At 67.9% G+C, this 23,322-nt stretch carries 25 protein-coding genes and 1 pseudogene; 17 read left to right on the forward strand and 9 right to left on the reverse strand.

Annotated elements, in window-relative coordinates; translation table 11 throughout:
* Positions 1-10: 10 nt before the first annotated feature.
* The 3 genes from A5750_RS20310 to A5750_RS20320 all read right to left on the reverse strand — a co-directional run bounded on the left by A5750_RS20310 (position 11) and on the right by A5750_RS20320 (position 2,551).
* Complete coding sequence (locus A5750_RS20310) at positions 11-523, reverse strand: DUF3145 domain-containing protein (RefSeq protein ID WP_066949688.1); 513 nt, start codon at positions 521-523, stop codon at positions 11-13.
* Between the two features lie 139 nt (positions 524-662).
* Positions 663-1,481, reverse strand: coding sequence for a serine hydrolase (locus A5750_RS20315; protein ID WP_067265257.1), 819 nt, complete (start codon positions 1,479-1,481; stop codon positions 663-665).
* Positions 1,481-2,551, reverse strand: a complete 1,071-nt coding sequence (locus A5750_RS20320; RefSeq protein ID WP_066949681.1) for a class I SAM-dependent methyltransferase — start codon at positions 2,549-2,551, stop codon at positions 1,481-1,483. The genes A5750_RS20315 and A5750_RS20320 overlap by 1 nt, the downstream gene beginning before the upstream one ends.
* A 32-nt stretch (positions 2,552-2,583) precedes the next feature.
* On the opposite strand from A5750_RS20320, the gene A5750_RS20325 reads away from it, so the two are divergent.
* Positions 2,584-3,669 (forward strand): S-(hydroxymethyl)mycothiol dehydrogenase, encoded by a 1,086-nt coding sequence (locus A5750_RS20325; RefSeq protein ID WP_067265260.1) that lies wholly within the window; start codon positions 2,584-2,586, stop codon positions 3,667-3,669.
* Positions 3,669-4,292 (forward strand): MBL fold metallo-hydrolase, encoded by a 624-nt coding sequence (locus tag A5750_RS20330; RefSeq protein WP_067265263.1) that lies wholly within the window; start codon positions 3,669-3,671, stop codon positions 4,290-4,292. Before A5750_RS20325 ends, A5750_RS20330 begins: the two co-directional genes overlap by 1 nt.
* Positions 4,293-4,451: 159 nt before the next feature.
* Here A5750_RS20330 and A5750_RS20335 read toward each other — a convergent pair whose 3' ends face one another.
* Both A5750_RS20335 and lnt read right to left on the reverse strand, forming a co-directional pair.
* Complete coding sequence (locus tag A5750_RS20335) at positions 4,452-5,024, reverse strand: hypothetical protein (protein WP_066949669.1); 573 nt, start codon at positions 5,022-5,024, stop codon at positions 4,452-4,454.
* Positions 5,021-6,466 (reverse strand): apolipoprotein N-acyltransferase, encoded by a 1,446-nt coding sequence (gene lnt, locus A5750_RS20340; protein WP_067265266.1) that lies wholly within the window; start codon positions 6,464-6,466, stop codon positions 5,021-5,023. The genes A5750_RS20335 and lnt overlap by 4 nt, the downstream gene beginning before the upstream one ends.
* An 86-nt stretch (positions 6,467-6,552) precedes the next feature.
* Here lnt and A5750_RS20345 point away from each other — a divergent pair, with 86 nt between their 5' ends.
* The 3 genes from A5750_RS20345 (at position 6,553) to A5750_RS20355 (ending at position 9,110) form a co-directional block, all read left to right on the forward strand.
* A complete protein-coding gene (locus A5750_RS20345) occupies positions 6,553-7,509 on the forward strand; it encodes an SDR family oxidoreductase (protein ID WP_067265269.1) in 957 nt (318 codons plus the stop codon).
* Between the two features lie 16 nt (positions 7,510-7,525).
* Positions 7,526-8,623: an SAM-dependent methyltransferase gene (locus tag A5750_RS20350; protein ID WP_067265273.1), complete on the forward strand. Its 1,098-nt coding sequence runs from the start codon at positions 7,526-7,528 to the stop codon at positions 8,621-8,623.
* A 70-nt stretch (positions 8,624-8,693) separates the two neighbouring features.
* The gene (locus A5750_RS20355; protein WP_067265276.1) at positions 8,694-9,110 is read left to right on the forward strand and encodes a hypothetical protein; all 417 of its coding nucleotides are present in this window, start codon (positions 8,694-8,696) and stop codon (positions 9,108-9,110) included.
* A 1-nt stretch (position 9,111) separates the two neighbouring features.
* Here the strand turns inward: A5750_RS20355 and A5750_RS20360 are convergent, their stop codons facing one another.
* Together A5750_RS20360 and A5750_RS20365 are read right to left on the reverse strand one after the other, a co-directional pair.
* A complete protein-coding gene (locus A5750_RS20360; RefSeq protein ID WP_067265281.1) occupies positions 9,112-10,896 on the reverse strand; it encodes an Hsp70 family protein in 1,785 nt (594 codons plus the stop codon).
* Positions 10,897-11,002: 106 nt separating this feature from the next.
* On the reverse strand, positions 11,003-12,088 hold the full coding sequence (locus tag A5750_RS20365; RefSeq protein WP_067265285.1) for a dihydrodipicolinate reductase: 1,086 nt from the start codon (positions 12,086-12,088) through the stop codon (positions 11,003-11,005).
* Between the two features lie 101 nt (positions 12,089-12,189).
* On the opposite strand from A5750_RS20365, the gene A5750_RS20370 reads away from it, so the two are divergent.
* The 4 genes from A5750_RS20370 to A5750_RS20385 all read left to right on the forward strand — a co-directional run bounded on the left by A5750_RS20370 (position 12,190) and on the right by A5750_RS20385 (position 14,925).
* Positions 12,190-12,531 carry an MmpS family transport accessory protein gene (locus A5750_RS20370; protein WP_197505481.1) on the forward strand — a complete coding sequence of 114 codons (342 nt, stop codon included), beginning with the start codon at positions 12,190-12,192 and terminating at the stop codon, positions 12,529-12,531.
* Positions 12,532-12,552: 21 nt separating this feature from the next.
* On the forward strand, positions 12,553-13,851 hold the full coding sequence (locus tag A5750_RS20375) for a cytochrome P450 (RefSeq protein ID WP_066949640.1): 1,299 nt from the start codon (positions 12,553-12,555) through the stop codon (positions 13,849-13,851).
* 78 nt (positions 13,852-13,929) lie between these two features.
* Positions 13,930-14,469 (forward strand): ester cyclase, encoded by a 540-nt coding sequence (locus tag A5750_RS20380; RefSeq protein WP_067265289.1) that lies wholly within the window; start codon positions 13,930-13,932, stop codon positions 14,467-14,469.
* A 9-nt stretch (positions 14,470-14,478) separates the two neighbouring features.
* Positions 14,479-14,925 (forward strand): hypothetical protein, encoded by a 447-nt coding sequence (locus A5750_RS20385; RefSeq protein ID WP_067265292.1) that lies wholly within the window; start codon positions 14,479-14,481, stop codon positions 14,923-14,925.
* Here the strand turns inward: A5750_RS20385 and A5750_RS20390 are convergent, their stop codons facing one another.
* Complete coding sequence (locus A5750_RS20390) at positions 14,926-15,624, reverse strand: haloacid dehalogenase type II (protein ID WP_067265295.1); 699 nt, start codon at positions 15,622-15,624, stop codon at positions 14,926-14,928.
* 35 nt (positions 15,625-15,659) lie between these two features.
* Here A5750_RS20390 and A5750_RS20395 point away from each other — a divergent pair, with 35 nt between their 5' ends.
* The 7 genes from A5750_RS20395 to A5750_RS20425 all read left to right on the forward strand — a co-directional run bounded on the left by A5750_RS20395 (position 15,660) and on the right by A5750_RS20425 (position 20,953).
* The gene (locus tag A5750_RS20395) at positions 15,660-16,016 is read left to right on the forward strand and encodes a YidH family protein (protein ID WP_082948078.1); all 357 of its coding nucleotides are present in this window, start codon (positions 15,660-15,662) and stop codon (positions 16,014-16,016) included.
* Positions 16,013-16,315, forward strand: a complete 303-nt coding sequence (locus tag A5750_RS20400) for a DUF202 domain-containing protein (protein WP_067265301.1) — start codon at positions 16,013-16,015, stop codon at positions 16,313-16,315. The genes A5750_RS20395 and A5750_RS20400 overlap by 4 nt, the downstream gene beginning before the upstream one ends.
* A gap of 86 nt (positions 16,316-16,401) precedes the next feature.
* Positions 16,402-16,965 carry a sigma-70 family RNA polymerase sigma factor gene (locus tag A5750_RS20405; RefSeq protein WP_067265305.1) on the forward strand — a complete coding sequence of 188 codons (564 nt, stop codon included), beginning with the start codon at positions 16,402-16,404 and terminating at the stop codon, positions 16,963-16,965.
* On the forward strand, positions 16,962-17,660 hold the full coding sequence (locus A5750_RS20410) for an anti-sigma factor domain-containing protein (protein ID WP_066949612.1): 699 nt from the start codon (positions 16,962-16,964) through the stop codon (positions 17,658-17,660). Before A5750_RS20405 ends, A5750_RS20410 begins: the two co-directional genes overlap by 4 nt.
* 102 nt (positions 17,661-17,762) lie before the next feature.
* Positions 17,763-18,437 (forward strand): fasciclin domain-containing protein, encoded by a 675-nt coding sequence (locus A5750_RS20415; RefSeq protein WP_067265308.1) that lies wholly within the window; start codon positions 17,763-17,765, stop codon positions 18,435-18,437.
* Between the two features lie 98 nt (positions 18,438-18,535).
* Positions 18,536-20,284: a cytochrome c biogenesis protein CcdA gene (locus tag A5750_RS20420; protein ID WP_067265322.1), complete on the forward strand. Its 1,749-nt coding sequence runs from the start codon at positions 18,536-18,538 to the stop codon at positions 20,282-20,284.
* Between the two features lie 84 nt (positions 20,285-20,368).
* Positions 20,369-20,953 (forward strand): fasciclin domain-containing protein, encoded by a 585-nt coding sequence (locus A5750_RS20425; RefSeq protein ID WP_067265312.1) that lies wholly within the window; start codon positions 20,369-20,371, stop codon positions 20,951-20,953.
* 171 nt (positions 20,954-21,124) lie between these two features.
* On the opposite strand, the gene A5750_RS20430 is transcribed toward A5750_RS20425, so the two are convergent.
* Positions 21,125-22,612, reverse strand: coding sequence for an NAD(P)/FAD-dependent oxidoreductase (locus A5750_RS20430; RefSeq protein ID WP_067265319.1), 1,488 nt, complete (start codon positions 22,610-22,612; stop codon positions 21,125-21,127).
* A gap of 579 nt (positions 22,613-23,191) precedes the next feature.
* Between A5750_RS20430 and A5750_RS26430 the strand changes: the two are divergent.
* Positions 23,192-23,322: pseudogene (locus tag A5750_RS26430) on the forward strand (cutinase family protein); the annotation flags it as partial.

Raw genomic sequence — 23,322 nt, forward strand, 5'->3', positions numbered from 1 at the left:
CGAAACGCGCCTAGCCGACTCCCCGGCTGAGCCAGGTCACCTCGCCGACCTCGCCGCCGTCGCGGTACGACTCCAGGGCGTCGTCCCACGCCGTTCCCAGCACTGTGTCCAGCTCGGCGGCCAGGGTGTCGGCGCCCTGCGCCATCAGCGCGCGCAGCCGCATCTCCCCGACCATGACGTCGCCGTTGGCGCTCATCGCCCCGCTCCACAGGCCGAGCTGCGGGGTGTGGCTGAATCGCTGGCCGTCCACTCCGGGGCTGGGGTCCTCGGTGACCTCGAACCGCAGCACCGACCAGGAGCGCAAGGCGTTGGCCAGCCTGGCGCCGGTGCCGACCGGCCCGACCCAGTTGGTGACCGCGCGCAGCTGTCCGGGCATGGCCGGCTGCGGCGTCCAGGTGAGGTTCGCCTTCGCCCCAAGGGTCGACGACAACGCCCACTCGACATGCGGGCATACCGCTGCCGGCGAGGCGTGCACGTACACCACGCCAGTCGTCACGTCGGCGAATTGATTCGACGCACGCATATCCTGCTCCTTCGGTTCCGCGAGGGACGTCTTCCCCAACGACCTGGCGGACCTACAAGCAGGATCTGCTAACTATTTGTGTGTCGTGCGTGTCTATTGTGCCTTGTGATGCCCGTGTTGCGCTAGTGTGCATTTTCCATTAGCCATATTCGGCGATCACGGCGTCGGAAATCGCAGGCCAGGGCCGCAGCGCCCACTCCCCGAAATCGCGGTTCGTGAGGACCACCAGCGCCAGGCCACGTTCGGGATCCGCCCAGATGAAACCGCCCGCCTGCCCGAAATGGCCGTACGTTCGCGGCGAATTGCGGGCGCCGGTCCAGTGCGGCGATTTGGCGTCCCGGATCTCGAAACCCAGCCCCCAGTCGTTGGGTCGCTGCACACCGTAGCCGGGCAACACCCCGTCCAGACCGGGAAATTGCACCGCAGTCGCCTCGGCGTGCAGTTCGGCCGAGACGGTCGACGGTCGCAGCAGGTCGACGGCGAAAGCCGCCAGGTCCGCCACCGTGGACGTCGCCCCGAACCCGGCGGCCGGCGCGCCGCCGTCCAGCCGGGTGGCGGCCATGCCCAAGGGTTCGCAGACCGCTTCGGCCAGGTAGCGCCCGAACTCGATGCCGGATTCGCGCTCCACGACTTGGGCGAGCACGGTGAAGCCGTGGTTGGAGTAGATGCGCCGCGCCCCGGGGGCGGCCAGCACGTGATCGTTGTGCAGGGCCAGGCCCGACGCGTGCGCCAGCAGGTGGCGGATCGTGGCGCCCGGCGGGCCGGCGGCGGTGTCCAGGTCGACGACACCCTCTTCGACGGCCACGTGCACGGCGCGGGCCACCAGCGGCTTGGTCACCGAAGCAAGCTCGAACACCCGCTCGGTGTCGCCGTGGCCGGCCAGCACCCCGTCGGGTCCGATCACCGCCGCGGCGGCCGCCTCGACCGGCCAATCAGCCAGCGCGTCGAGTGCCGCCATCACTTCCGGGCGATGTAGTAGTTATTGATCGGGTCCGACTCGATCTCGGCCACCTGCACGTCGTCGAACCCGGCATCGCCCAGCATCGCGGTGGCCAGCTGTGTCCCCCAGGCGGTGCCCAGCCCGGCGCCGTCCAGCGCCAACGACACCGTCATGCAGTGCATCAGCGACGTGGTGTAGAGGTAGGTGCTCATCGGGATGCCGACGTTGTCCTCGAGCCGGCTCGACGCCTTGATGTCGGCCATCAGCAGCACGCCGCCGGGACGCAGGGCGCGGTGGATGTTCTCCAACACCCGCGCCGGGTGGGCCTGGTCGTGGATGGCGTCGAACACGGTGATCACGTCGTAGGCGTCCGATTTGTCCAGCTCCGCCAGGTTGTGGCTTTCGAAGGTCGCGTTCGCCAGACCGAGGTCGGCCGCCTCGCGGGCGCCGACGGCGATCGCCTCGTCGGAGAAGTCGATTCCGGTGAAGCGGCTGGCCGGAAACGCCCGCGCCATCACGTTGACCGCGTGGCCGCTGCCGCAGCCGAAATCCGCCACGTCGGCTCCCGAGCGCAAGCGTTCGACGAGACCGTCGACCAGCGGCAGCACCACATCGACCAAAGCGTTGTCGTACACCACGCCGCTCTGCTCGGCCATCAGCGCGTGGAACCGGGGGAACTCGCCGTAGTGCAGGCCGCCGCCCTCGCGGAAGCAACCGATGATTTTCTGTTCGACTTCGGCGAGCTGCGGGACGAACAGGGCCACCAGGGCCAGGTTGTCCGGCCCGGCCGCCCGGGTCAGCACGCCCGCGCGGTGCGCGGGCAGCGAGTAGGTGGCGGAGTCGGGGTCGTAGTCGACGACGCGCCCGGTCGTCATGCCGGCCAGCCACTCGCGCACGTAGCGCTCGTTGAGGCCGGCCGCTTCGGCGATCTGCGCGCTGGTGGCGGAAGCCAGCCCCGCCATCGTGTCGAGCAGCCCGGTCTGGTGCCCGATGCTCAGCAGCAGCGTCAGGCTGGCGCCGTCGATGGCCGCCGCGATTCGTTCGCTGAATTCTTCGGACGTTTCGGAAGCGGTCTCGGCTGCCGTCATGCCCAGCGACGCTACACCGTAGGTTGGTGGCCATGAGTCAGACAGTGCGCGGCGTGATTTCACGAAAGAAGGGCGAACCCGTCGAGCTGGTGGACATCGTCGTCCCGGACCCCGGGCCCGGCGAGGCCCTGGTCGACATCATCGCCTGCGGGGTGTGCCACACGGACCTGACCTACCGCGAGGGCGGCATCAACGACGAGTACCCCTTCCTGCTCGGCCACGAGGCGGCCGGCCGGGTCGAGGCGGTCGGCCCCGGCGTGACCGCGGTCGAGCCAGATGACTTCGTCATCCTGAACTGGCGCGCGGTCTGCGGCCAGTGTCGGGCCTGCAAGCGCGGCCGCCCGCACCTGTGCTTCGACACCTTCAACGCCGCGCAGAAGATGACGCTGACCGACGGCACGGAACTCACGCCCGCCCTGGGCATCGGGGCGTTCGCCGACAAGACGCTGGTGCACGCCGGCCAATGCACCAAGGTCGATCCCGCCGCCGACCCTGCTGTCGCGGGCCTGCTCGGCTGCGGGGTGATGGCCGGGATCGGCGCGGCGATCAACACCGGCGGTGTCACCCGCGACGACACCGTCGCGGTGATCGGCTGCGGCGGCGTCGGCGATGCCGCGATCGCCGGCGCCGCGCTGGTCGGGGCCCGGCGCATCATCGCCGTCGACACCGACGACACCAAGCTGGACTGGGCCCGCGAGTTCGGCGCCACCCACACCGTCAACGCCCGCCAGGCCGACGTCGTGGAGGCGATCCAGGACCTCACCGACGGGTTCGGGGTCAACGTCGCGATCGACGCCGTCGGCCGGCCCGAAACCTGGAAGCAGGCCTTCTATGCCCGCGACCTCGCGGGAACCGTTGTGCTGGTGGGTGTTCCGACGCCCGACATGAAGCTCGACATGCCGCTGATCGACTTCTTCAGCCACGGCGGGTCGCTGAAGTCGTCGTGGTACGGCGATTGCCTGCCCGAACGGGACTTCCCCACCCTGATCGACCTCTACCTCCAGGGCCGGCTGCCCCTGGAGAGGTTTGTCTCCGAGCGAATCGGGCTAGACGACGTCGAGGAGGCTTTTCACAAGATGCACGGAGGCAAGGTGTTACGTTCGGTGGTGGTGCTCTGATGGTGAACATCGAGCGGGTGGTCACCCACGGCACCTTCGAACTCGACGGCGGCAGTTGGGAAGTCGACAACAACATCTGGCTGATCGGCGACAACTCCAACGTGGTGGTGTTCGACGCCGCCCACGACGCGGGGCCGATCGTCGAGGCCGTGGATGGCCGCCATGTGGTCGCGGTGGTGTGCACGCACGGTCACAACGACCACGTGACGGTCGCGCCGGAACTCGGCAAGACGCTCGACGCGCCGGTGCTGCTGCATCCCTCCGACGAGGTGCTGTGGCGAATGACCCATCCGGACAACGAGTTTCGCCCGCTATCCGATGGCGAGACGCTGAGCGTCGGAGGGACCGAGCTACGGGCGCTGCACACCCCGGGCCATTCCCCCGGATCGGTGTGTTGGTATTCGCATGACCTGGGGGTCGTGTTCAGCGGCGACACGCTGTTCGCCGGCGGCCCGGGCGCGACCGGGCGCTCATATTCGGACTTCCCGACGATCCTGCAGTCCATCTCCGAGCGGCTGGGCAAGCTGCCCGGTGAGACGGTGGTGCACACCGGCCACGGCGACAGCACCACCATCGGCGACGAGATCGTCCACTACGCAGAGTGGGTGGCCCGCGGCCACTGAGCCGCGTCGGGCCACTGAGCCGCGTCCGGCCACGCGCAGGCCCGTGCGGCCACATCCGCCACACCAGCACCAGGCCCGGACCACCACACGGTCCCCGTTTTTGATATCGCGGGCGATATCAAAAACGAGAGTCGTCGATTGGTCCGAGACCAGCGCGCATCACGGTTGCGGCAGATTCGCGGCCACCACCGCGCGGCGCCGCGTACGGCCCAACCACAAACCGGACATGATCGAATCGACCAGCCCCACCACGAACAGCCCGACGAACAACCACACCAAAAAGCCCACGGAACTCTTGTGCCCGAAGGCCAGTCGCGGGTTGATATAGCCGTTGACCTGCCCGTCGGTCGTGATGTTGTAGGTGCCGCCGGCCGCAATCCGAGCCACCCACACCCGCACGTGCGCGTCGTTGTTGACGGTCGTTGTGCTGCCGATGTTTTCGGTCACCACGGGCTGCGCCACGCCGTCGGGCGGCGCGAGGGTGACCCCCAGCGGAGGCACGGGTAGCCCCCGGTCGGGACTGCTGATGACGACGGTGTGCAGGCTGATGGTGACGTCACCGGCGGGCAGGTCGAGGCTGCCGGAGCCCGGGACCGGCACCTCGCCGTAGGCGTTGTACTTGTCCAGGAAGAACGCGTTGAGCACCAGGGCGACGATGAAGCCGCCCACCGACACGGCCATCAGCGTGACGGCGGCGGCCAGCGAAATCTTCGCGACCCGTCGGCTGCTCATCCAGGCAGTGTGGCACCGCGGGCCGGGCGCTGCCAGCGCACCAGCGCAAAGCCGACGGCGACGAAGGCCAGCATCGGCACCCAGTCCCCCAGCAGCTGGTAGGGCGTGACGCGCGAACCCAACGGCACGCTCACCACGGTCACGCCCCGGAAGTCCGACGGGTACCACGCCAGCCGGTGGCCTCGCGCGTCGAACGCCGCGCTGTCGCCGGAGGATCCGGCGTGCACGGCCGGGCGGCCCGCCTCGACGGCGCGCACCGCCACCTGGGCGGCCAGCTGTGGCTGCGCCCAGGTCCCCTGGTATGACGACGTGGAGCTCTGGTACACCAACAGCTCCGCACCGAGTCGCGCCTCCCGGCGGGCCAGGTCCGAGAACAGGGTCTCGTAGCTGATCAACGGGCCGATACCCAGTGCGCCGGCGTGCAACACGACGGGCCCGGTCCCACGTTGCCGGTCCTCGGCCGCGGCCCTGCTGTGGCGGGTGATCCAGCCGAAAAGCGGTCGCAGCGGGACGTATTCGCCGAACGGCACCAGCCGGGTCTTCCGGTACGTGCCCAACGATCCACCCGACCCGATGAGCACCGCCGACTTGTAGATCCCGCCGCCGGGCGCGGGCGCGTCGACGTTGACCAACAAATCAGCCCCCACCCGCCGCGATAGCTCGGTGAGCCGCGCCAACACTTCCGGGTGGCCGGCGAGATCGGAGCCCACGGTGCTTTCCCCCCAGACCACCAAGTCCGGGCGCTGACCCGCAACCGAAGCGGTGAGCTCCTCGGCGGCGGCCTGGCGGGCGCCCGAGTCGGCGATGTCGCCCGGCTGCACCAGCGCCACCCGCACCGTGGCGCCGCCGGCGGGCGACGGGCCCAGCAGATACCAGGCCGGACCGAGAGCCGCGCAGGCCACCGCGCACCCCAGCGCGACGAGCCGGCCCGAAGCGTCGCGGTGCACCACCACGCCCACCAGAGCCGTATTTGCCGCCACCACAAGGAAACTCGTCAGCCACACCCCTCCCAAGGATGCCGAGGCCAGCGTGACGGGCTGGGCGGACTGCGACGCGCCCAGCGACGCCCACGGGCCACCCAGCGGCGGCCACGACCGCACGGCCTCGGCGGCGACCCACGCGCTGGGCAACACCACCACCGCGGAAACCGTCCGCGCCGGGCCGACGGGCCCGGACAGCAATCGATGCGTCAACCACCCCCAGGGCAGCCAGAGCGCACCGAAACCGATGGCGATCACCGCGAGCAACGGGCCGACGAACGTCAGCAGCCAGTACTGGGTGGCCAGCACGAATCCGGCGACGCCGAGCCACGCCCGCACGCACGCCTCCCATCCGGTAGCCGCGGCCCGCACCAACAGGAGCAGCGGCACCAGGCCGAACCAGGCCAGCCACCACCACGACGGCGCGGGAAAGGCGAGCGCGGGCAGCGCGCCCACGACCAACGCGGCCGCCCAGCCACGGATGCGCTGTCGACGAGCCGACACAAAGAGCACACTATGACGGGGCGCACTCGAAGGGAGCGTTACGCATGGCCAACGATCTTGTCGCCACGGTGCCCGACCTGTCGGGCAAGCTGGCAATCGTCACCGGCGCCAACAGCGGCCTGGGGTTCGGCCTGGCCCGGCGGCTCGCCGCCGCCGGCGCCGACGTCGTCATGGCGATCCGCAACCGCGGCAAAGGGGAGAAGGCGATCGCGGAAATCCGCGACACGGTCCCCGACGCCAAGCTGGCCATCAAGTCGCTGGACCTGTCGTCGCTGGCCTCGGTCGCTGCGCTGGGTGAACAACTCAACGCCGAGGGCCGCCCCATCGACATCCTGATCAACAACGCCGGCGTCATGACCCCGCCGGAACGCGACACCACCGCCGACGGTTTCGAATTGCAGTTCGGCAGCAACCATCTCGGGCACTTCGCCCTGACGGGGCACGTGCTGCCGCTGCTGCGCGCGGCGGGCAAAGCGCGCGTGGTCTCGCTCAGCAGCCTGGCCGCCCGCCAAAGCGGCAAGATCCACTTCGACGACCCGCAGTTCGAGAAGTCCTACGCGGCCATGTCGGCCTACGGCCAGTCGAAGCTGGCGGTGCTGATGTTCGCCCTCGAGCTGGACCGGCGCAGCCGGGCGGCCGGCTGGGGCATCATGTCCAACGCCGCGCACCCCGGCCTGACCAAGACCAACCTGCAGATCGCCGGACCCTCGCACGGGCGCGAAAAGCCCGCTCTGATGGAGCGGCTGTACAAGGCGTCCTGGCGCTTCACGCCGTTTTTGTGGCAGGAGATCGACGAGGGCATCCTCCCGGCGCTGTACGCGGCCGCCGCGCCGCACGCCCAGGGCGGCGCGTTCTACGGGCCGCGCGGCTTCTACGAGGCCGCCGGCGGCGGGGTGCGGCTGGCCAAGGTGCCCGCGCCCGCCCGCAACGAGGCTGACTGCCAACGACTTTGGGAGCTTTCCGAGCAGCTCACCGGCGTCAGCTACCCGAAGCCGACCTGACGACTATCGTTGGGACATGCGGCCTGAGCCTCGGATGCCCGAATCGAGCATTGTGGTCCGGCCGGAGCCCGTCTATACCCAGTCGTCGCGGCTGCAGGCCGCCGGGTTAGGCCCGGCCATCGCGTTGTTCAAGCGGGCCGCCGAGCAGGTGCCGCTGCCCAAGCCCCCGCAGCCCATCGTCATCGCCGATTACGGTTGCGCCAACGGACACAATTCGCTCAAGCCGATGTCGGCGGCGATCGCGCTCCTGCGTCGGCGCACCCAAAACGACCACGCAATCCTGGTGGCGCACACCGACATTCCCGACAATGACTTCTCGGCGCTGTTTCGCACCCTGTCCGACGACCCGGAGAGCTACCTGCACCTGGATGCGGCGACGTTCGCATCGTCGATCGGCCGGTCGTTCTACGACCAGATCGTGCCGTCCAAGACCGTCAACCTGGGCTGGTCGTCGTGGGCGGCGCAGTGGCTGAGCACGATGCCCGCCGAGGTGCACGATCACCTGCACATCTCCTACAGCCACGACGAAGACGCGCGCGCGGCATACACCCAGCGGGCGGCCCTGGACTGGCACAACTTCGTGGCGTTCCGCGGCCGCGAACTGGCCCCCGACGGGCGGCTGGTGGTGATGACGATCGCCCTCGACGAGGACGGCACATCGGGCTTCCCGACGCTGCTCGACGCGATGCTCGAGGCGCTGCATGCACAGGTCCGCGACGGCCTGCTGCGCCAGGAGGAGCTGCGCCGGATGACCATTCCCACATTCGCCCGCAGCGAGAAGGACTTTCGCGCCCCGTTCGCGCCCAGCGGACGCTTCGAAGGCCTGACCATCGACCATCTCGAGACGTTCAACGCCGAGGATCGCTTCTGGATTCGGTTCCAGGCGGACCGCGACGCCGAGGCCTTCGGCGCGCAGTGGGCGGCATTCGCCCGCGCGGCGCTGTTCCCCGCGCTGGTGCGCGGGCTGGATGACGGGGTGCGCGACGGGCGGGCCGGCGAATTCGTCGACCAACTTCAGGACGCGGTCGCGGCGAGCCTGTCAAGCGCACCCGAGCCGATGCGGATTCCTCTCGCGCTGGTCGAGCTGGTGAAGCGCGAACGATCCCTGTCGTGAGAGTTTCGACACAACGCCGCAACGGGTAACCCCTGCAAATCGCGACCTGCGATGGCGAGGGGGTAGACGCATGAGCGTGCAGGACGATAAATCGGCCGACCAGCACACCGACCAGGCCGATGAGGACACCGATCAGGAAACCGATCAAAAGCTGACGGAAAAGCCGGAGCCGGACGAGGACGACAAGAAGAAGGCCGCCGAAATGATGGAGGCCTACAAAGAAAAGGCCACCATCGTGCTGCCCGGCACCGGCGGCAGCGTTTCGGGCACCGCGGTCAACGACTGGTTGGACGAGGACGGCAATCCCAGGCACGAAGTTCCCGACAACGCGGGTTCCGATGACCAAGGCAAGGCCGACCAGGGCGAAGCCGAGACGGAAGAGGGCCGCGACGAGGAAGCTCTGAAGGACCAGATCGAGAAGGACAAGGCCCTGAACGAGAAGCTCAAAGAGGCCGCAAAAGCGGAGAACAAGGGCGAAAAGGACTGACCTAGCGGGTCGTTCCCAGCTGGGAGCCCAATTGGGGGATGCCGCTGATGCCCAAGTCGCCCCCGATCCCTTGAATGATCTGATTGATCCGGTCCAGCCCCGGGATGGCTTCGTTCAGGCCGGGCACCGGGGGGATGGGCGGTACCTGCGGGATCGCCGGACGCACGGGCGCGGCCGCGAGTGGCGGCGCATGCTGCGGTTTGGCTGACGGGACGCTGGTCGACGGCGTTTCGGTTTGGGCGGGCGGATTGGTATCCGTCGGCGTTGTCGTTGAAGGCGCGGGAGCCTCTTCGCTGGGCGGGGGCGCCTGAGCGGTCGCGGTGTTGGCCGGCGGCGCGGGGACCGGACCGCTGGTCACGCCCGGCGCCGGGGTCGTCGCGGTCTTGTTCGCCGAAGTCAGGCCGATCGTGACTGCGGTCCCGACGAGCGCCACCCCCGCGGCCGCACCCACTATCGCCGCCATCACCGGCAGGCGAAACAGGCGGCGCTTGCGCTTCTCGCCCCCGGCATCGGCAGTGGAGTCTTCTGCGGCGACGGGTTCTTCGGCGGCGGGCGCCGCCTGCGAGGCGGTCGCCGCCTGCGATTGGTTGCCGGTCTGCGACCACGCCTGCACGGACGCGGCGCCGGCTGTCGGCCAGGCGGGCGCCGCCTGCGCCGTCGCGGTCGCTTCGGGCGACCGGGTGCTGGGGACCGCCCGCGCGGTCGCCGTGGCGGGCGCGGCCGGGGCCGACGCCGTCGCGGCGCTCTCGCCGGGCCCATGCGCCGCCCGCAGCGCGGCGCCGGTGGCCGCCGTCAGCTGCGGGCGCGGCGTGGTGATGACCGGGACGCGGAAGTACTGCGACAGCGTGGTGGTGATCGCGGGGATGTTCGCTCCACCGCCGGCGGACACCACCGCTACCAGGTCCTGAATTCCGTTGCGCGCCAACGCGTTTTCCAGCACGGCCACGAACCTGTCCAGTGGGGTGCGGATCGCCTCGTCAAGCTCGTCGCGGGTGACACGCACTTCGCCGGTCAGCCCGTCGCTCAGCGTGGCCGCCGTGGTCGCCGACAGCTCCTCCTTGGCGCTTCGGCACGCGGTGCGCAGCCGGCTCAGCGAGCCGATCGCCACGGTGCCCGCCGGGTCGAACGCGGCGGTGCTCGGCATGTTGGAGATGACGGCGCTCAGCAGCGCCTGGTCGATCAGGTCGCCGGAGAAATCGTGCAGCCGCACGGTCGGGGCCAGCGCCTGGTAGTCACCGTCGGCGCGCATGAACGTGACGCTGGTACCGCTGCCGCCGAAGTCGCACACCGCCACCGTCCCGTGGGCCGGTAGGCCGGGGGCGGTTCGCACGGCCAGCAGCGTCGCCGCGGCGTCCGGAATCAGCATCAGCGGCCGCGCCCGGTTGGACCATTCGGCCACCGAGCTCAGCGCTGTGCCCACCGCGTCGACCGCCGGCGACGGCCAGTGGGCGGGATAGGTGACGGCGACGCTCTCGGGCAGGGTGCGCCCCCCGGTCACGCTGTAGGCCAGCGCCCGCATGGCGTCCGCGATCAATTCCTCGCTGCGGTGTACCGACCCGTCCGCCGCCACCACGCCGCGGGGGTCGGAGATGCGATTGACGAACCCGGTGATCACCAGGCCGGGCTGGTTGAGCCGCGGATTTTCGGCGGGGATGCCGACCTCCGGCGCGCGCTCCGGATAGAGCGTCAGGACGGGCTTGCGGGTGATGGCCTTCTCGGCGGCGACGGCCGCCAGGTTGGTGGTGCCGATCGACAGGCCCAGCGCGGTCCCAGCTCCATTGGCCATATGTCCCAACCCCAACTTCAGCAACTCGCAAACCAGGCTAGCCGTAAGTGTGCCGCCGAAACCTGTACCAAGTCTCTGCGGCACCTATGTGCAGGCTGTGCGCCGGTCACCGGATGTTGCCCGCCCCGGCGATCAGCGGCAGGTCAAGCGGCGTGACCCAGCCCGGCCGCAACTCGTTGACGGCCGACACGGCGTTGAGGGCACGCATCCCGGTCGCCAGGCAGCCGGCCGTAGCCGCGTCGCGGCCCGAGTTGTCGGTGAACCGGAACGCGGTTTCCTGGAAGACGCTCGGCGTGCCCTCGATCTCCACCCGGTATACGTCGTTGTCATGGCCGGAGGGCCAGTCGGGGGCGGCGTCGAGGCCGATCCGGTTGACGTGTTCGAGCTGAATCCTGGTCTCGCCCTTGTAGATTCCGTTGATCGTGAATCGGACGGCCGCCACGTGTCCGGGTTTGATGACGCCCTTGACGGTGTTGCGCTCGGTGGGCGTCACCCATTTGTCCCAGGTGGTGGTGATCTCGTCGAGCATGATGCCGGCCGCGTGGGCGATCATGGGGACGGTTGCGCCCCACGCGAAGATCAGCATGTTGGAGTCTTCCAGCAGCGGCTGGTATTCGGGCTCGCGGCCGATGCCCATCTCGACTTCGTAATCGCCTTCGTAGTTGGTGTAGTCCAGCAGTTCGGAGGCGCGCACCCGGCGCACCTCCGAGCAGAGGCCCATCAGCGTCATGGGGAACAGGTCGTTGGCGAAGCCGGGGTCGATGCCGGTGGTGAAGCAGGACGACTCCCCCAGCTCGCACGCTTCGGTGATGGGCGCGATCCACTGCGGCGGGTTGAGGTGCATGGTCGGCCACACCCACGGGGTCATGGCCGTCGAGCACACGTCGATGCCCGCACGCAGGAAGCGGGTGATCAGCGCGATGTTCTCCTTGGCGTGCATCGCGGTCGGGCCGTAGTGCACCAGCGCATCGGGCTTCAGCGCGATCAGGGCGTCGACGTCGTCGGTGGCGATGATGCCCGTCGGCTCGGGCAGCCCGCAGACGTCGGCGACGTCGCGCCCAACCTTGTCGGGGTTGCTTACCCCCACACCCACCAATTCGAACAACGGATGCTTGACGATTTCGGCGATCACCATCTTGCCGACGAAGCCGGTGCCCCAGACCACCACACGCTTCGAGCCGTGTTCCGACATACTCACCTTTCCGTAGCCGCCCCCGTGGGACTCACACTAGAACGGCTTTCGTTAGGGCGGAAAGCTTCCGTAGCACCGCGCGTGGTGACACGATGCAAATCATGACGAAGCATGTGCGCGGGCTTTCGATTCTGTTCGCCGTGGGTGTCGGTTGCGCGGGGACGATCCCCGGCGTGGCCCACGCGATCCCCGAGATGCCCCACGCCCGTTACGAGGTGACCGGTGCCGGCGTCGCGCAGTACCTCGTATATCAAACGGACACCGGTCAACTCCACCAGGTCAACGCGCCGCTGCCCTGGTCGACGGAATTCACTTCGTTCGGGGGCCAGGTGTACGTGATCAGCGCGCAGGGGGTGGGCCCCATCCGCTGCCGCATCCTGCTCGACGGCAACGTGGTCGCCGATGCGCAATCGGCCGGTGGCAGGACCGTGTGTACGCACTAGCGGTTTCCTAGGAGGTAATCGGTGAGTCTCAAGACGGGTATCGCGACGCGAACCAACGGGGCGCCACCGCCCGAAGTCCCCCTCTCCGAGATTCACCTCGACTCGCTGGACTTCTGGGGTCTCGACGACGACTTCCGCGACGGTGCCTTCGCGACGTTGCGCCGGGAAGCCCCGCTGTCGTTCTGGCCCGCGATCGAGATGGAGGGCTTCGTGGCGGGCGACGGGTATTGGTCGCTCACCAAGCACGACGACGTTCACTTCGCCAGCCGTCATCCGGAGATCTTCAGCAGCACCCCGAACATCACGGTCAACGACAACGCGCCCGAGATCGCCGAGTACTTCGGCTCGATGATCGTGCTGGACGATCCGCGGCACCAGCGGCTGCGCTCGATCGTCAGCCGCGCGTTCACCCCGAAGGTGGTGGCCCGCATCGAGGCGTCGGTACGCGAGCGGGCCCGCCGGCTGGTCTCGTCGCTGATCACCAATCACCCCAATGGGGAAGCCGATCTGGTCACCGAGCTCGCCGGGCCGCTGCCGCTGCAGATCATCTGCGACATGATGGGCATTCCCGAGGAAGACCATCAGCGAATCTTCCACTGGACCAACGTGATTCTCGGGTTCGGCGACCCCGACCTGACCACCGACTTCGACGAATTCCTCAAGATCTCGATGGACATCGGGGCGTACGCCACCGCGCTCGCCGAGGACCGCCGCGTCAACCACCATGACGACCTGACCACCAGCCTGGTCGAAGCCGAGGTCGACGGCGAACGGCTGTCGTCGGCCGAGATCGCGTCCTTCTTCATCCTGCTGGTGGTGGCCGGCAACGAGACGACGCGCAACGCGATCAGCCACGGCGTGCTCGCCCTGTCCCGCTACCCCGACGAACGGGACAAGTGGTGGGCCGACTTCGACCGGCTGGCGCCCACGGCGGTCGAGGAGATCGTGCGGTGGGCCTCGCCGGTGGTCTACATGCGGCGGACCCTGACCCGCGACTTCAAGCTGAGCGGCACCAAGCTCGCGGAGGGCGACAAGGCCGTGCTGTGGTACAACTCGGCCAACCGCGACGAGTCGACTTTCGCCAACCCCTGGCTGTTCGACGTGGCGCGCACCCCCAACCCGCATTTCGGCTTCGGTGGCGGCGGGGCGCATTTCTGCCTGGGCGCCAACCTCGCCCGCCGCGAGATCCGGGTGATCTTCGACGAGTTGCGCCGCGAGATACCCGACATCGTCGCGACCGACGAACCCGCGCGCCTGCTGTCGCAATTCATCCACGGCATCAAGGCCCTGCCGGTCGCCTGGACCCCGCCGCGGGGGTAGCGCGCAGTCCGGAAGCATGTGCGCACTTTGAAATTTGATAGCGCATGCGATATCAATTCCGGGCCTAACCTAGTCGTCATGACGATTCCCGCGTTTCCGCCCGCGGAGGTGCTGGCCGCCCGCGAGAAGCTCGTGCTCGACCACTTCCACGACGAGGTCCGCCAGGACTGGGACGACGTGTTGTCGACCTTCCCGCATCCGCGCTACGAGCTGATCCCGCAGATGATCGTGCACGACGGCGACGCCGCGGTGCGCGACTACTACACCTACACGCGCACCGCGTTTCCCGACCAGGACCACGAGATCATCGCGTTGCGGCACAGCGCCGACGCGGTGATCGTCGAGTTCTGGTTGATGGGCACCCATCTCGGTTACCTGGGCAAGGTTCCGCCCACCGGCAGCCGGTTCCGGGTCCGGATGACCGCCTACTTCGTCTTCGACGAAGCCGAAACGCTTGTCTGCGAACGCATTTACTTCGACACGCTGACCATGATCAAACAGCTCCTCGGCGGCCTGGACATGAAGAAGCCGGCGAACTGGCTGCTGGCCGCGCGCTGCGCGCGCGGATTCCTCTCGATGTCCTCGGAAAAGCCCGACCCGGCGCTCACGGGTGCCTAAACTTACTGCATGCGTGGCCTTTATGCGTTAGGCGGCCTGACCGCCGTGGCGATATTAGGTTTGTGCGCGACGGCCACCGCCGCGCCGTCGCCGCCGGGCTCGCACACCGAGAAGTGGATCGACCTGCAGACGGGCCAGTGCGTGGCCGACCTGCCACCGATCGACCTGAGCCGCGTGACGGTCACCGTGGTTGATTGTGCCACAGCACATTTGGCCGAGGTGTATCTGCGCGCCCCGATGGCCGTGGACAAGGCCGTCGCCATCGTCGCCAATAAGGACTGCAACGACGGATTCGCCCCGTATACCGGCCGACCCATTGCCGGCAGCCCGTTTTCGATCACCTACCTGATCGACTCGAATCAGGATCGCACCGGGGCCAATCCCACCCCCAGCACCGTGATCTGCCTGCTGCAGTCGGCCAACGGGCAGGCGCTGACCGGGTCCGCGCGCCGCTGATCAGCTGCCGAGTTGCCGTGCGAGGTCGAGGAAGTCGGACGCGTTGACGTCGAACTCGTCGGAATAGACAACGTCGGCCTCGCCGTCGACGCCGAACTCCAGTGGCCGAGCGACGAACGCGGTCCGGAAGCCCAGCCGGGCCGCGGCGCGGATGTCGTACTTGTGGCTGGCCACCATCATGATCTCGTCGGGGCTCAGGCCCAGGTAGCCGGCGGCCATCCGGTAGATCGCCGGGTCGGGCTTGAACACCCCGGCCATCTCCGCGGCGAAGACGGCGTCCCAGGGCAGGCCCGCGCGCTTGGAAATCTCGATGACCGTCGACACGTCGGCGTTGGACAGGGTGGCCAGCGTGTACGCGGTTCGAAGCCGTGTCAGCCCCGGCATCACGTCCGGCCAGGGCTTCAGCCGCCGCCAGACCAGGGTGAGTTCGTCGCGTTCGGCGTCCGAAAATGGGACGCCGCAATCGTCGAGCGCCCGCCGGTACACCGAGTGCACCGACACCCATCCGGTCTGCCGAGCTTGGGCGTCCTCGAGCGCGGTGAAGTAGCCTGCGCGCCAACGCCGCACCACGTCGGGCCAATCGACGTCCGGGTGGCGGCCGGCGCTAATCCGCCGCGCCTCGTCGCAGACGGTCGAATGAAAGTCCGTCGCCGTGCCTTGCACGTCGAACAACAGCGCCTTGACCACACGCGCAATCATGCAACCTCGGGCACTGATGAATCTACGATGTCCTGGTGGCCGACTCCGCCGACGAGCACGAGCCCGACTACCGGCTCACCTTCGCCAACGAGCGGACGTTTTTGGCCTGGCAGCGCACCGCGCTGGGCCTGCTCGCAGCGGCCGTCGCCGTCGTGCAACTGGTCCCGGAGCTGGGGATACCCGGCGCGCGCCGCGTGCTCGGCGTCGGCCTTGCACTGCTGGCCATTCTCACCAGCGGGATGGGGCTGCTGCGCTGGCAACAGGCGGATCGCGCCATGCGCAGCGGCGCCCCCTTGCCCCGGCATCCCTCACCGACCTACCTCGCCGTCGGTCTGACGGTGGTGGGGCTCATCGCGCTCGCGTTGGTGATCGTCAAGGTGGTCATCGGTTGAGCGGCAGTCAGGCCGAACGGACGACGCTGGCCTGGACGCGGACGTCCTTCGCCTTCCTGGCGAACGGCGCCCTGCTGATGATCAAAAACCTGCACGGTTCCGTCGGGCCAACGGCAGTGATCCCCGCGGCTTTGGCCGGCGCCGTGGCCCTCGCGACGTTCGTGATCGCCGTGCGCCGGCAACGCACGCTGCAGCGGCAGCCCCTGCCGATGCGGCTCACCCCCCGGCGCCAGGTGTACATCATCGGGACGGCCGTGCTGGCCCTCATCGTCGTCACCACGCTGGCCCAACTGATCTAGCCGAGTACAGCGGACCGAAGCGTCCGCGGGGTCTTGGGCTACGAATCACGGGAGTGGACAGCTGCCTGGCGCTAGGCTACCGATCGATGACGGGACCGCCCACGCCCAGCAAGGACCTGGACGCGCTGCTGCAGAAGGTCGCGCGCGGGGACCGCGACGCGTTCGCCGCGGTTTACGACCTCACTAAGAGTCGGGTGTACGGAATGGTCATGCGCGTCCTGCGCGATCCCGGCTACAGCGAGGAAACCGCCCAGGACATCTACTGCGAGGTGTGGCGGACGGCGCCAGGCTACGACGCCGGCAGAGGCTCGGCTCTTTCGTGGCTGCTGACCATCGCGCACCGACGGGCGGTCGACCGGGTGCGGACCGAGGAGGCGTCCGGCAGGCGCGATACCCGCTACGCCGCCGCTAGCGCCGACCCCGCCAGTGACGTCGTCGCCGATTCGGCGATCGCCGGCGACGAGCGCCGCCGCGTCGTCGAATGCCTGGGCGCGTTGACCGACACGCAGCGGGAGTGTATTCAGTTGGCTTATTACGACGGGCTCACCTACAGCCAGGTGTCGGACCGCCTGGCCGCGAATCTGTCGACGATCAAGTCACGCATGCGCGACGCGCTGCGCGCCTTGCGTAACTGCCTGGAAGTGCCATGACCGAACCGAACGAATTCGAATTGCTCGAGCTCGCAACGCCATACGCGTTGGATGCCGTGTCGGATGAGGAACGCGCCGAAATCGAGCGGCGGGTGGCGGCCGCGCCACGATCGGTGGCGGCGGCCTTCGACGACGAAGTCCGTGCCATCCGCGAGACGATGGCCGTCGTCTCGGCGACGACGGCCGTCGAACCGCCGGCGCGCCTGCGGGCCGCGACGCTGTCGGCGATACCTGCCCGCGACGAGCGCAAGTACGGTTGGCGCACCGCCGGTTTGGCGGCCGCGGCGGCAGCCGTGGTGGTCGGTGCCGCCGCATTTGGCGTCGGGATATTCATGCGCCCGCATCCCCCGTCGACCATCGCCGAGCAGGTCTTTGCGGCCCCGGACGTGCGCACCGTTTCCGGCCCGCTCGGCAATGGCACTGCCACCGTTGTCTTTTCCCACGACCGCAACGCCGGTGTGCTGGTGATGAACAACGTCCCGCCCCCGAAGCCGGGGACCGTCTACCAAATGTGGTTGCTGAGCGACAAGGGCCCGACGTCGGCCGGGACGATGGGCACCGCGGCGGTGGCACCGTCGACTACGGCGACGCTCACCAACCTCGGATCGTCCACCACCCTGGCGTTCACCGTCGAACCCGGTACCGGGTCGCCGCGGCCGACCGGAACGATCCTGGCCGCATTGCCCCTCGGCTGAATTTCAAAACGAATCCGTCCGCGGCCGCGTCGTCTCCGAATCACTCCTGTCCGGTCGAAAGGCGGCGGTTTACGCCGTCCATGGAGAAGGAGTGCAAACGCGATGATCAGCGTTCGGGGCAGGACAATCGCTGCGGCAGGGCTCGCGACGATTGCGGTAGTTGGCTTTTCGGCGTGTTCGAACAACAAATCGGCATCCGAACCGATGACCAGCGGCAGCATGGCCACAGTCACCAGCAGCATGGCGGCTCCGGCGACGACGTCGGCCGCGGCCGATCCGGCGGCGGACCTCATCGGTGCGGGGTGCGGCGATTACGCCAAGCAGAACCCCAGCGGCCCCGGCTCGGTCGCCGGGATGGCTCAGGACCCGGTCGCCACGGCGGCGTCCAACAACCCCATGCTGAGCACGCTGACGTCGGCGCTGTCGGGCAAGCTGAACCCGAACGTCAACCTGGTCGATACGTTGAACAACGGTCAGTACACGGTTTTCGCGCCGACCAACGCCGCGTTCGACAAGCTGCCGGCGGCCACCATCGACCAGCTCAAGACGGACTCGCAGCTGCTCAAGAGCATCTTGACCTATCACGTCGTGCAGGGTCAGGCCAGCCCGATGAAGGTCGACGGTGACCACACGACCCTGCAGGGCGCCAAGCTGACCGTGACCGGTCAGGGCAACGACCTCAAGGTCAACAACGCCGGGTTGGTGTGCGGCGGGGTGCACACCGCCAACGCGACCGTGTACATGATCGACACGGTGCTGATGCCCCCAGGCCAGTAGCCCGCCCGCGAATCAGGGATGAACAGCCCGGCTTCGGCCGGGCTGTTTTTCTTTGCGGCGGAACCGATCCGCGGCGCCCCTGGCAGCGAATGACTTTCATGCTCACCATTGCGCTGATCGGCTTCGTTGGAGGTCTCATCACCGGCGTATCGCCGTGCATCCTGCCGGTGCTGCCGGTGATCTTCTTCGCCGGCGCGCAGGGCCGCGCCGATGACCCTGCCCCACAACCGGTTTCCGGCGCAGGCGTGGATGTCGCGGTCAGGCCGGGGCGCACGTCGCGCAGTGCCCGCCCCTACCTCGTCATCGGCGGTCTGGTGCTCAGCTTCACCGCGGTCACGCTGGCCGGCTCGACACTGCTGTCGCTGGTGCACCTGCCGCAGGACGCTATCCGCTGGGTCGCCCTGGTCGCCTTGGTTGCCATCGGTCTCGGCCTGATCTTCCCGCGGGTCGAGCAATTGCTGGAGCGTCCGTTCGCGCGTATCCCGCAAAAGCAGTTGGGGTTTGGTGGCGGCGGGTTCGGTCTTGGCCTGGCGCTGGGCGTGCTGTATGTCCCGTGCGCCGGGCCCATTCTCGCCGCGATTGTGGTGGCCGGCGCCACGGCTCCCCTCGGCCTGCGCACTGTCGTGTTGACTGGCACCTTCGCGCTGGGCGCCGCCTTGCCGTTGTTGGTCTTCGCGTTGGCGGGCCATCGGGTGGCCCAACGGGTGGGAGCGTTTCGACGGCGGCAGCGGCAGGTCCGGGTCGCGGCCGGGATCGTGATGATCGTGCTCGCGGTCGGCCTGGTGCTCAATGTCCCCGCGGCTCTGCAACGTGCCGTTCCCGACTACACCAGCGGGCTGCAACAACGGTTGGCCGCCGACCGCACGGTCCGGGAGAAGCTCAACCTCGGTGGCATCGTCAACGACCAGAACGCGCTGCTGTCCAATTGCAGTGACGGCGGTCGGGAGCTCGAAAATTGCGGCCAGGCACCCGATCTCAAGGGCATCGCCGGTTGGCTGAACACTCCCGGCAACCAACCGATCACACTTGCGTCCCTGCGCGGCAAGGTCGTGCTCATCGACTTCTGGGCATACTCCTGCATCAACTGCCAACGCGCCATCCACCACGTTGTCAACTGGTACAACGCCTACCAGGGCGACGGTTTCGAGGTCATCGGGGTCCACACCCCGGAGTACTCGTTCGAACAGGTGCCCGGCAACGTCGCCAGAGGGGCCGCCGACCTGAGCGTCACGTACCCGATCGCCTTGGACAACGGCTACTCCTCGTGGACGAACTACCGCAACCGTTACTGGCCTGCGGAGTATTTGATCGATGCCGCCGGCCAGGTGCGCCACATCAAGTTCGGCGAAGGCGACTACAACGTCACCGAGGACCTGATCAGGCAGCTGCTCGTGGCGGCCCATCCCGGGCTCAAGCTGCCTCCCCCCTCAGATGCGAGCGGCTCAACCCCACCGGACAAGACCACACCCGAGACCTACTTTGGCGTCGGGAAGGTCGTCAACTATGGCGGCGGGGTATACGACGCAGGCACAACCACTTTCGGCTATCCGCCCACGCTGGCCGCCGATAGCTTCGCTCTGAAAGGTCCGTGGTCGCTGGACTACCAAGGCGCCACCGCAGCCGGCAACCAGTCCAGCATCGAGTTGAATTACCACGCCAAGAACGTCTACATCGTCGTCGGTGGCACGGGGTCCCTCACGGTCACCCGTGACGGACGATCCGTCGCGATTCCCATCAGCGGGCCGCCGACGTCACACCAGATCGTCGCCGGCGAGCAACCGCAATCGGGGACTCTCGAGGTTCGCCCCGACGAAGGGCTGCAGGTGTATTCGTTCACCTACGGCTGACACATCCCACCCCGCACCAATCCGAAGGTGCCCGGGCTCCGAATCACTCATCAAATGTCCGACCAACCAAAGGAGTCAAAGGCGATGAAAGTACACAGGACGTCGGTGGCGGCGAAAGGTTTCGCGGTAGCGGCGATGCTGGGTCTGGGTGTGGTGACCGCTCCAACGGCGGCGGCGGCCGACCTGGTGGGCCCCGGCTGCTCCGACTACGCGGCGGCCAACCCGAGCGGCCCGGCGTCAGTGGAGGGAATGTCGCAGGTTCCGGTGACGGTAGCGGCGTCCAACAATCCGGCGCTGAGCACCCTGACCTCGGCGCTGTCGGGCAAGCTGAACCCGAATGTCAATCTGGTTGACACGCTGAACAACGGCCAGTACACGGTCTTCGCGCCGACCGACGCCGCATTCGGCAAGCTGCCGCCACAGACGATCGACGAGCTGAAGACGGATTCCAGGTTGCTGACCAGCATCCTGACCTATCACGTGGTGCCGGGCCAGCTGAGTCCGGCCAGGGTCGCCGGCGCTCACAAGACCGTTCAGGGCGCGAACGTGACCGTCACCGGACAGGGCAACGGCCTCAAGGTCAACAACGCGGGCCTGGTCTGTGGTGGCGTGCCCACCGCCAACGCGACGGTGTACATGATCGACACGGTGCTAATGCCGCCGGCGTAACGGGCGGAATGGCGCACCCGGCAGTCACATTCGCCACACCAGCCTCTTCGAGCCGTGGCGCGATGTTTGCCCGCCTCACAGCGACAATGCGGCGGCACGCCCTAGTTGTCGCTCAGAGGCGGGCAAACAGCGGACCGCTTCCCGGGCCGGGGCTGGTGTGGCGATGTGGCGCTAGGCGATCGCGTAATCGCTGAACGGGAACGTGGCGGCTTCCCGCACCGAGTTCAAGGTCGACGTCGGCCGCAGCAGCGATGCCTCACCGCCGGGGCTGAAGTAGTACGACCGCGACGTGGCGCAGTTACCGGAGTAGAACACCGAACTGTCCAGCCGTTTGGTCATCCGCTCCATGAAATCTTCCATGGCCTCTTCGGTGACCTCGAAGGTCGTCGCACCGCGGCGCTTGACCTCGCCGAGCAACCGGCCCATGTGCCGCATCTGGTATTCGATGGTGTGGAAGAAGGACAGTCCGGAGAAGGCGAACGGGCTGGCCAGGCTCAGGTAATTGGGGAAGTACGGCATGGTGACGCCCTGGTAAGCCTGGAACCTGGTCTCCCGCCACCACTTGCCCAGGTTGCGCCCCTTGCGGCCGACCACCTCGATGGCCGGGAAGTTGGCCTCCCACAGGTCAAAGCCGGTCGCCAACACCAGGGTGTCGATGACGGTCTTGCGCCCGTCGACGGTGACGATGCCGTCGGCCTCGATCCGCGCGATGGAGTTGGTCTCCAGGTGTACGTGCGGCTGGTTGAACGCGCGGTAGAACTCGTTGGAAAAGGTTGGCCGCTTGCAGCCGAGGTCGTAGTCCGGCGTCAACCTGTCGCGCATTTCCTTGTCCCGGATCCACCGGAACCGGTTGATCTTGGCCAGGTCGGCGGCGGAGATGTTCCCCCGCCCGCGGAACTCCCGGACGTGCAGCGCGCAGACGATCATGATGACCTCGAGGATGACGTCGGTCACCCACCGCAGCCCGCGCTGCGCCGCCGGCACCCGCGCAAACAGGCGCCGCACCGCGGGCGGGAACCCGAAGTCGAACTTGGGCAGCACGTGGGTCGCGGTGCGCTGGTACACGGTCAGTTCCGCAGCCCGTTCGGCCAATTCCGGGATGACCTGTACCGCGGACGCCCCGGTCCCGATCACCGCGATCCGGCGCCCCCGGTACCGGAAGTTGTGGTCCCACGCGGTGGTGTGGACCACCTTGCCCTCGAAGCTCGCAATCCCCGGGATGTCCGGCATCCGCGGCTGCGACAGGAAGCCCGTCGCGGTGATCAAAAAGCGGGTCGCCAATGTTTCGCCGTCGGCCAGCGCCACCCGCCAGACTTCGGCGTCCTCGTCCCACTGGGCGCCTTCCACCGTCGAGTTGAACCGCATGTGGCGACGCACGTCGTACTTGTCGGCGACGTCCGCTGCGTACTGCTTCACCTCGCGGCCCGGCGCGAACAGCCGCGACCAGTCCGGCTTGGGTTCGAACCAGTACGAGTACGTGGTCGACGGGATGTCGACGGCGATGCCCGGGTAGTGATTGACGTGCCAGGTGCCGCCCAGGTCGTCCTCGCGGTCGAGGATGACGAAGTTTTCATATCCGAGGCGTTTGAGCTGGATCGCGGCCCCTATGCCGCCGAAGCCCGCGCCTACGATGACGGCGTCGAAACGGTCCGTGTTCACAACCTGCTCCGTGGCTACTCGCTGCGTACATACACACAAAGAACTCTCACTAACCTTACGGAATTCTAATAAACCTGTGTGCAAGACGCACACCGTGTCGGCGGCGTGTGACCCTACTGACATCAACCGGGTAGCTTGGCAAACCACCCGTTGCTTCGGCGTCGGCGCCTCGGTGCTGGTCGTACCTGGGCGTCCGCGCGCACCGGTTGGGACGACGAGGGCGACGGAGCTAACGGCCATTTTTTCGCCAAAGCTGCTGCCGCAGAGCCGAAGCTGCGACGGGGCGTCCCTTATCGGGCGGCTGGCCCGTCGAAAGTCACGTCCTCGAAACCGGTTTCACCCGTGGCCATGCCGTCACCGTCCTGTGTCGCCAGCGTTGCGATTGGGGCCCGGCTATCCTTGGTAAACGGCACCCAGACAACGGCTCAGGGGTTTTCGCTACGTGGCTCCCAGCCGTTCGGATGGATGCCATTTCGGTGCATCGACACGCGGCCCTCATCCGGCGCTTGTCGACGCACCTCGGTATACAGGAAACGATGGCGGATTTTTGACCACGTTGGCAGTTGGGGAGGCACCCTTATGGGCATCAGTCGCGGCACGATCATCCGTTCCCTTGCCCCCGCAGTAGTTGCGGCATCCGGCCTCGGCGCGTCGGCGCTCGCCGGTTCGGTCATCCCCTCCGCGGCCGCCCAGTGTCCGGACGTGCAGGT

Source organism: Mycobacterium sp. 852002-51613_SCH5001154, from assembly GCF_001667425.1.
GTDB lineage: Bacteria > Actinomycetota > Actinomycetes > Mycobacteriales > Mycobacteriaceae > Mycobacterium.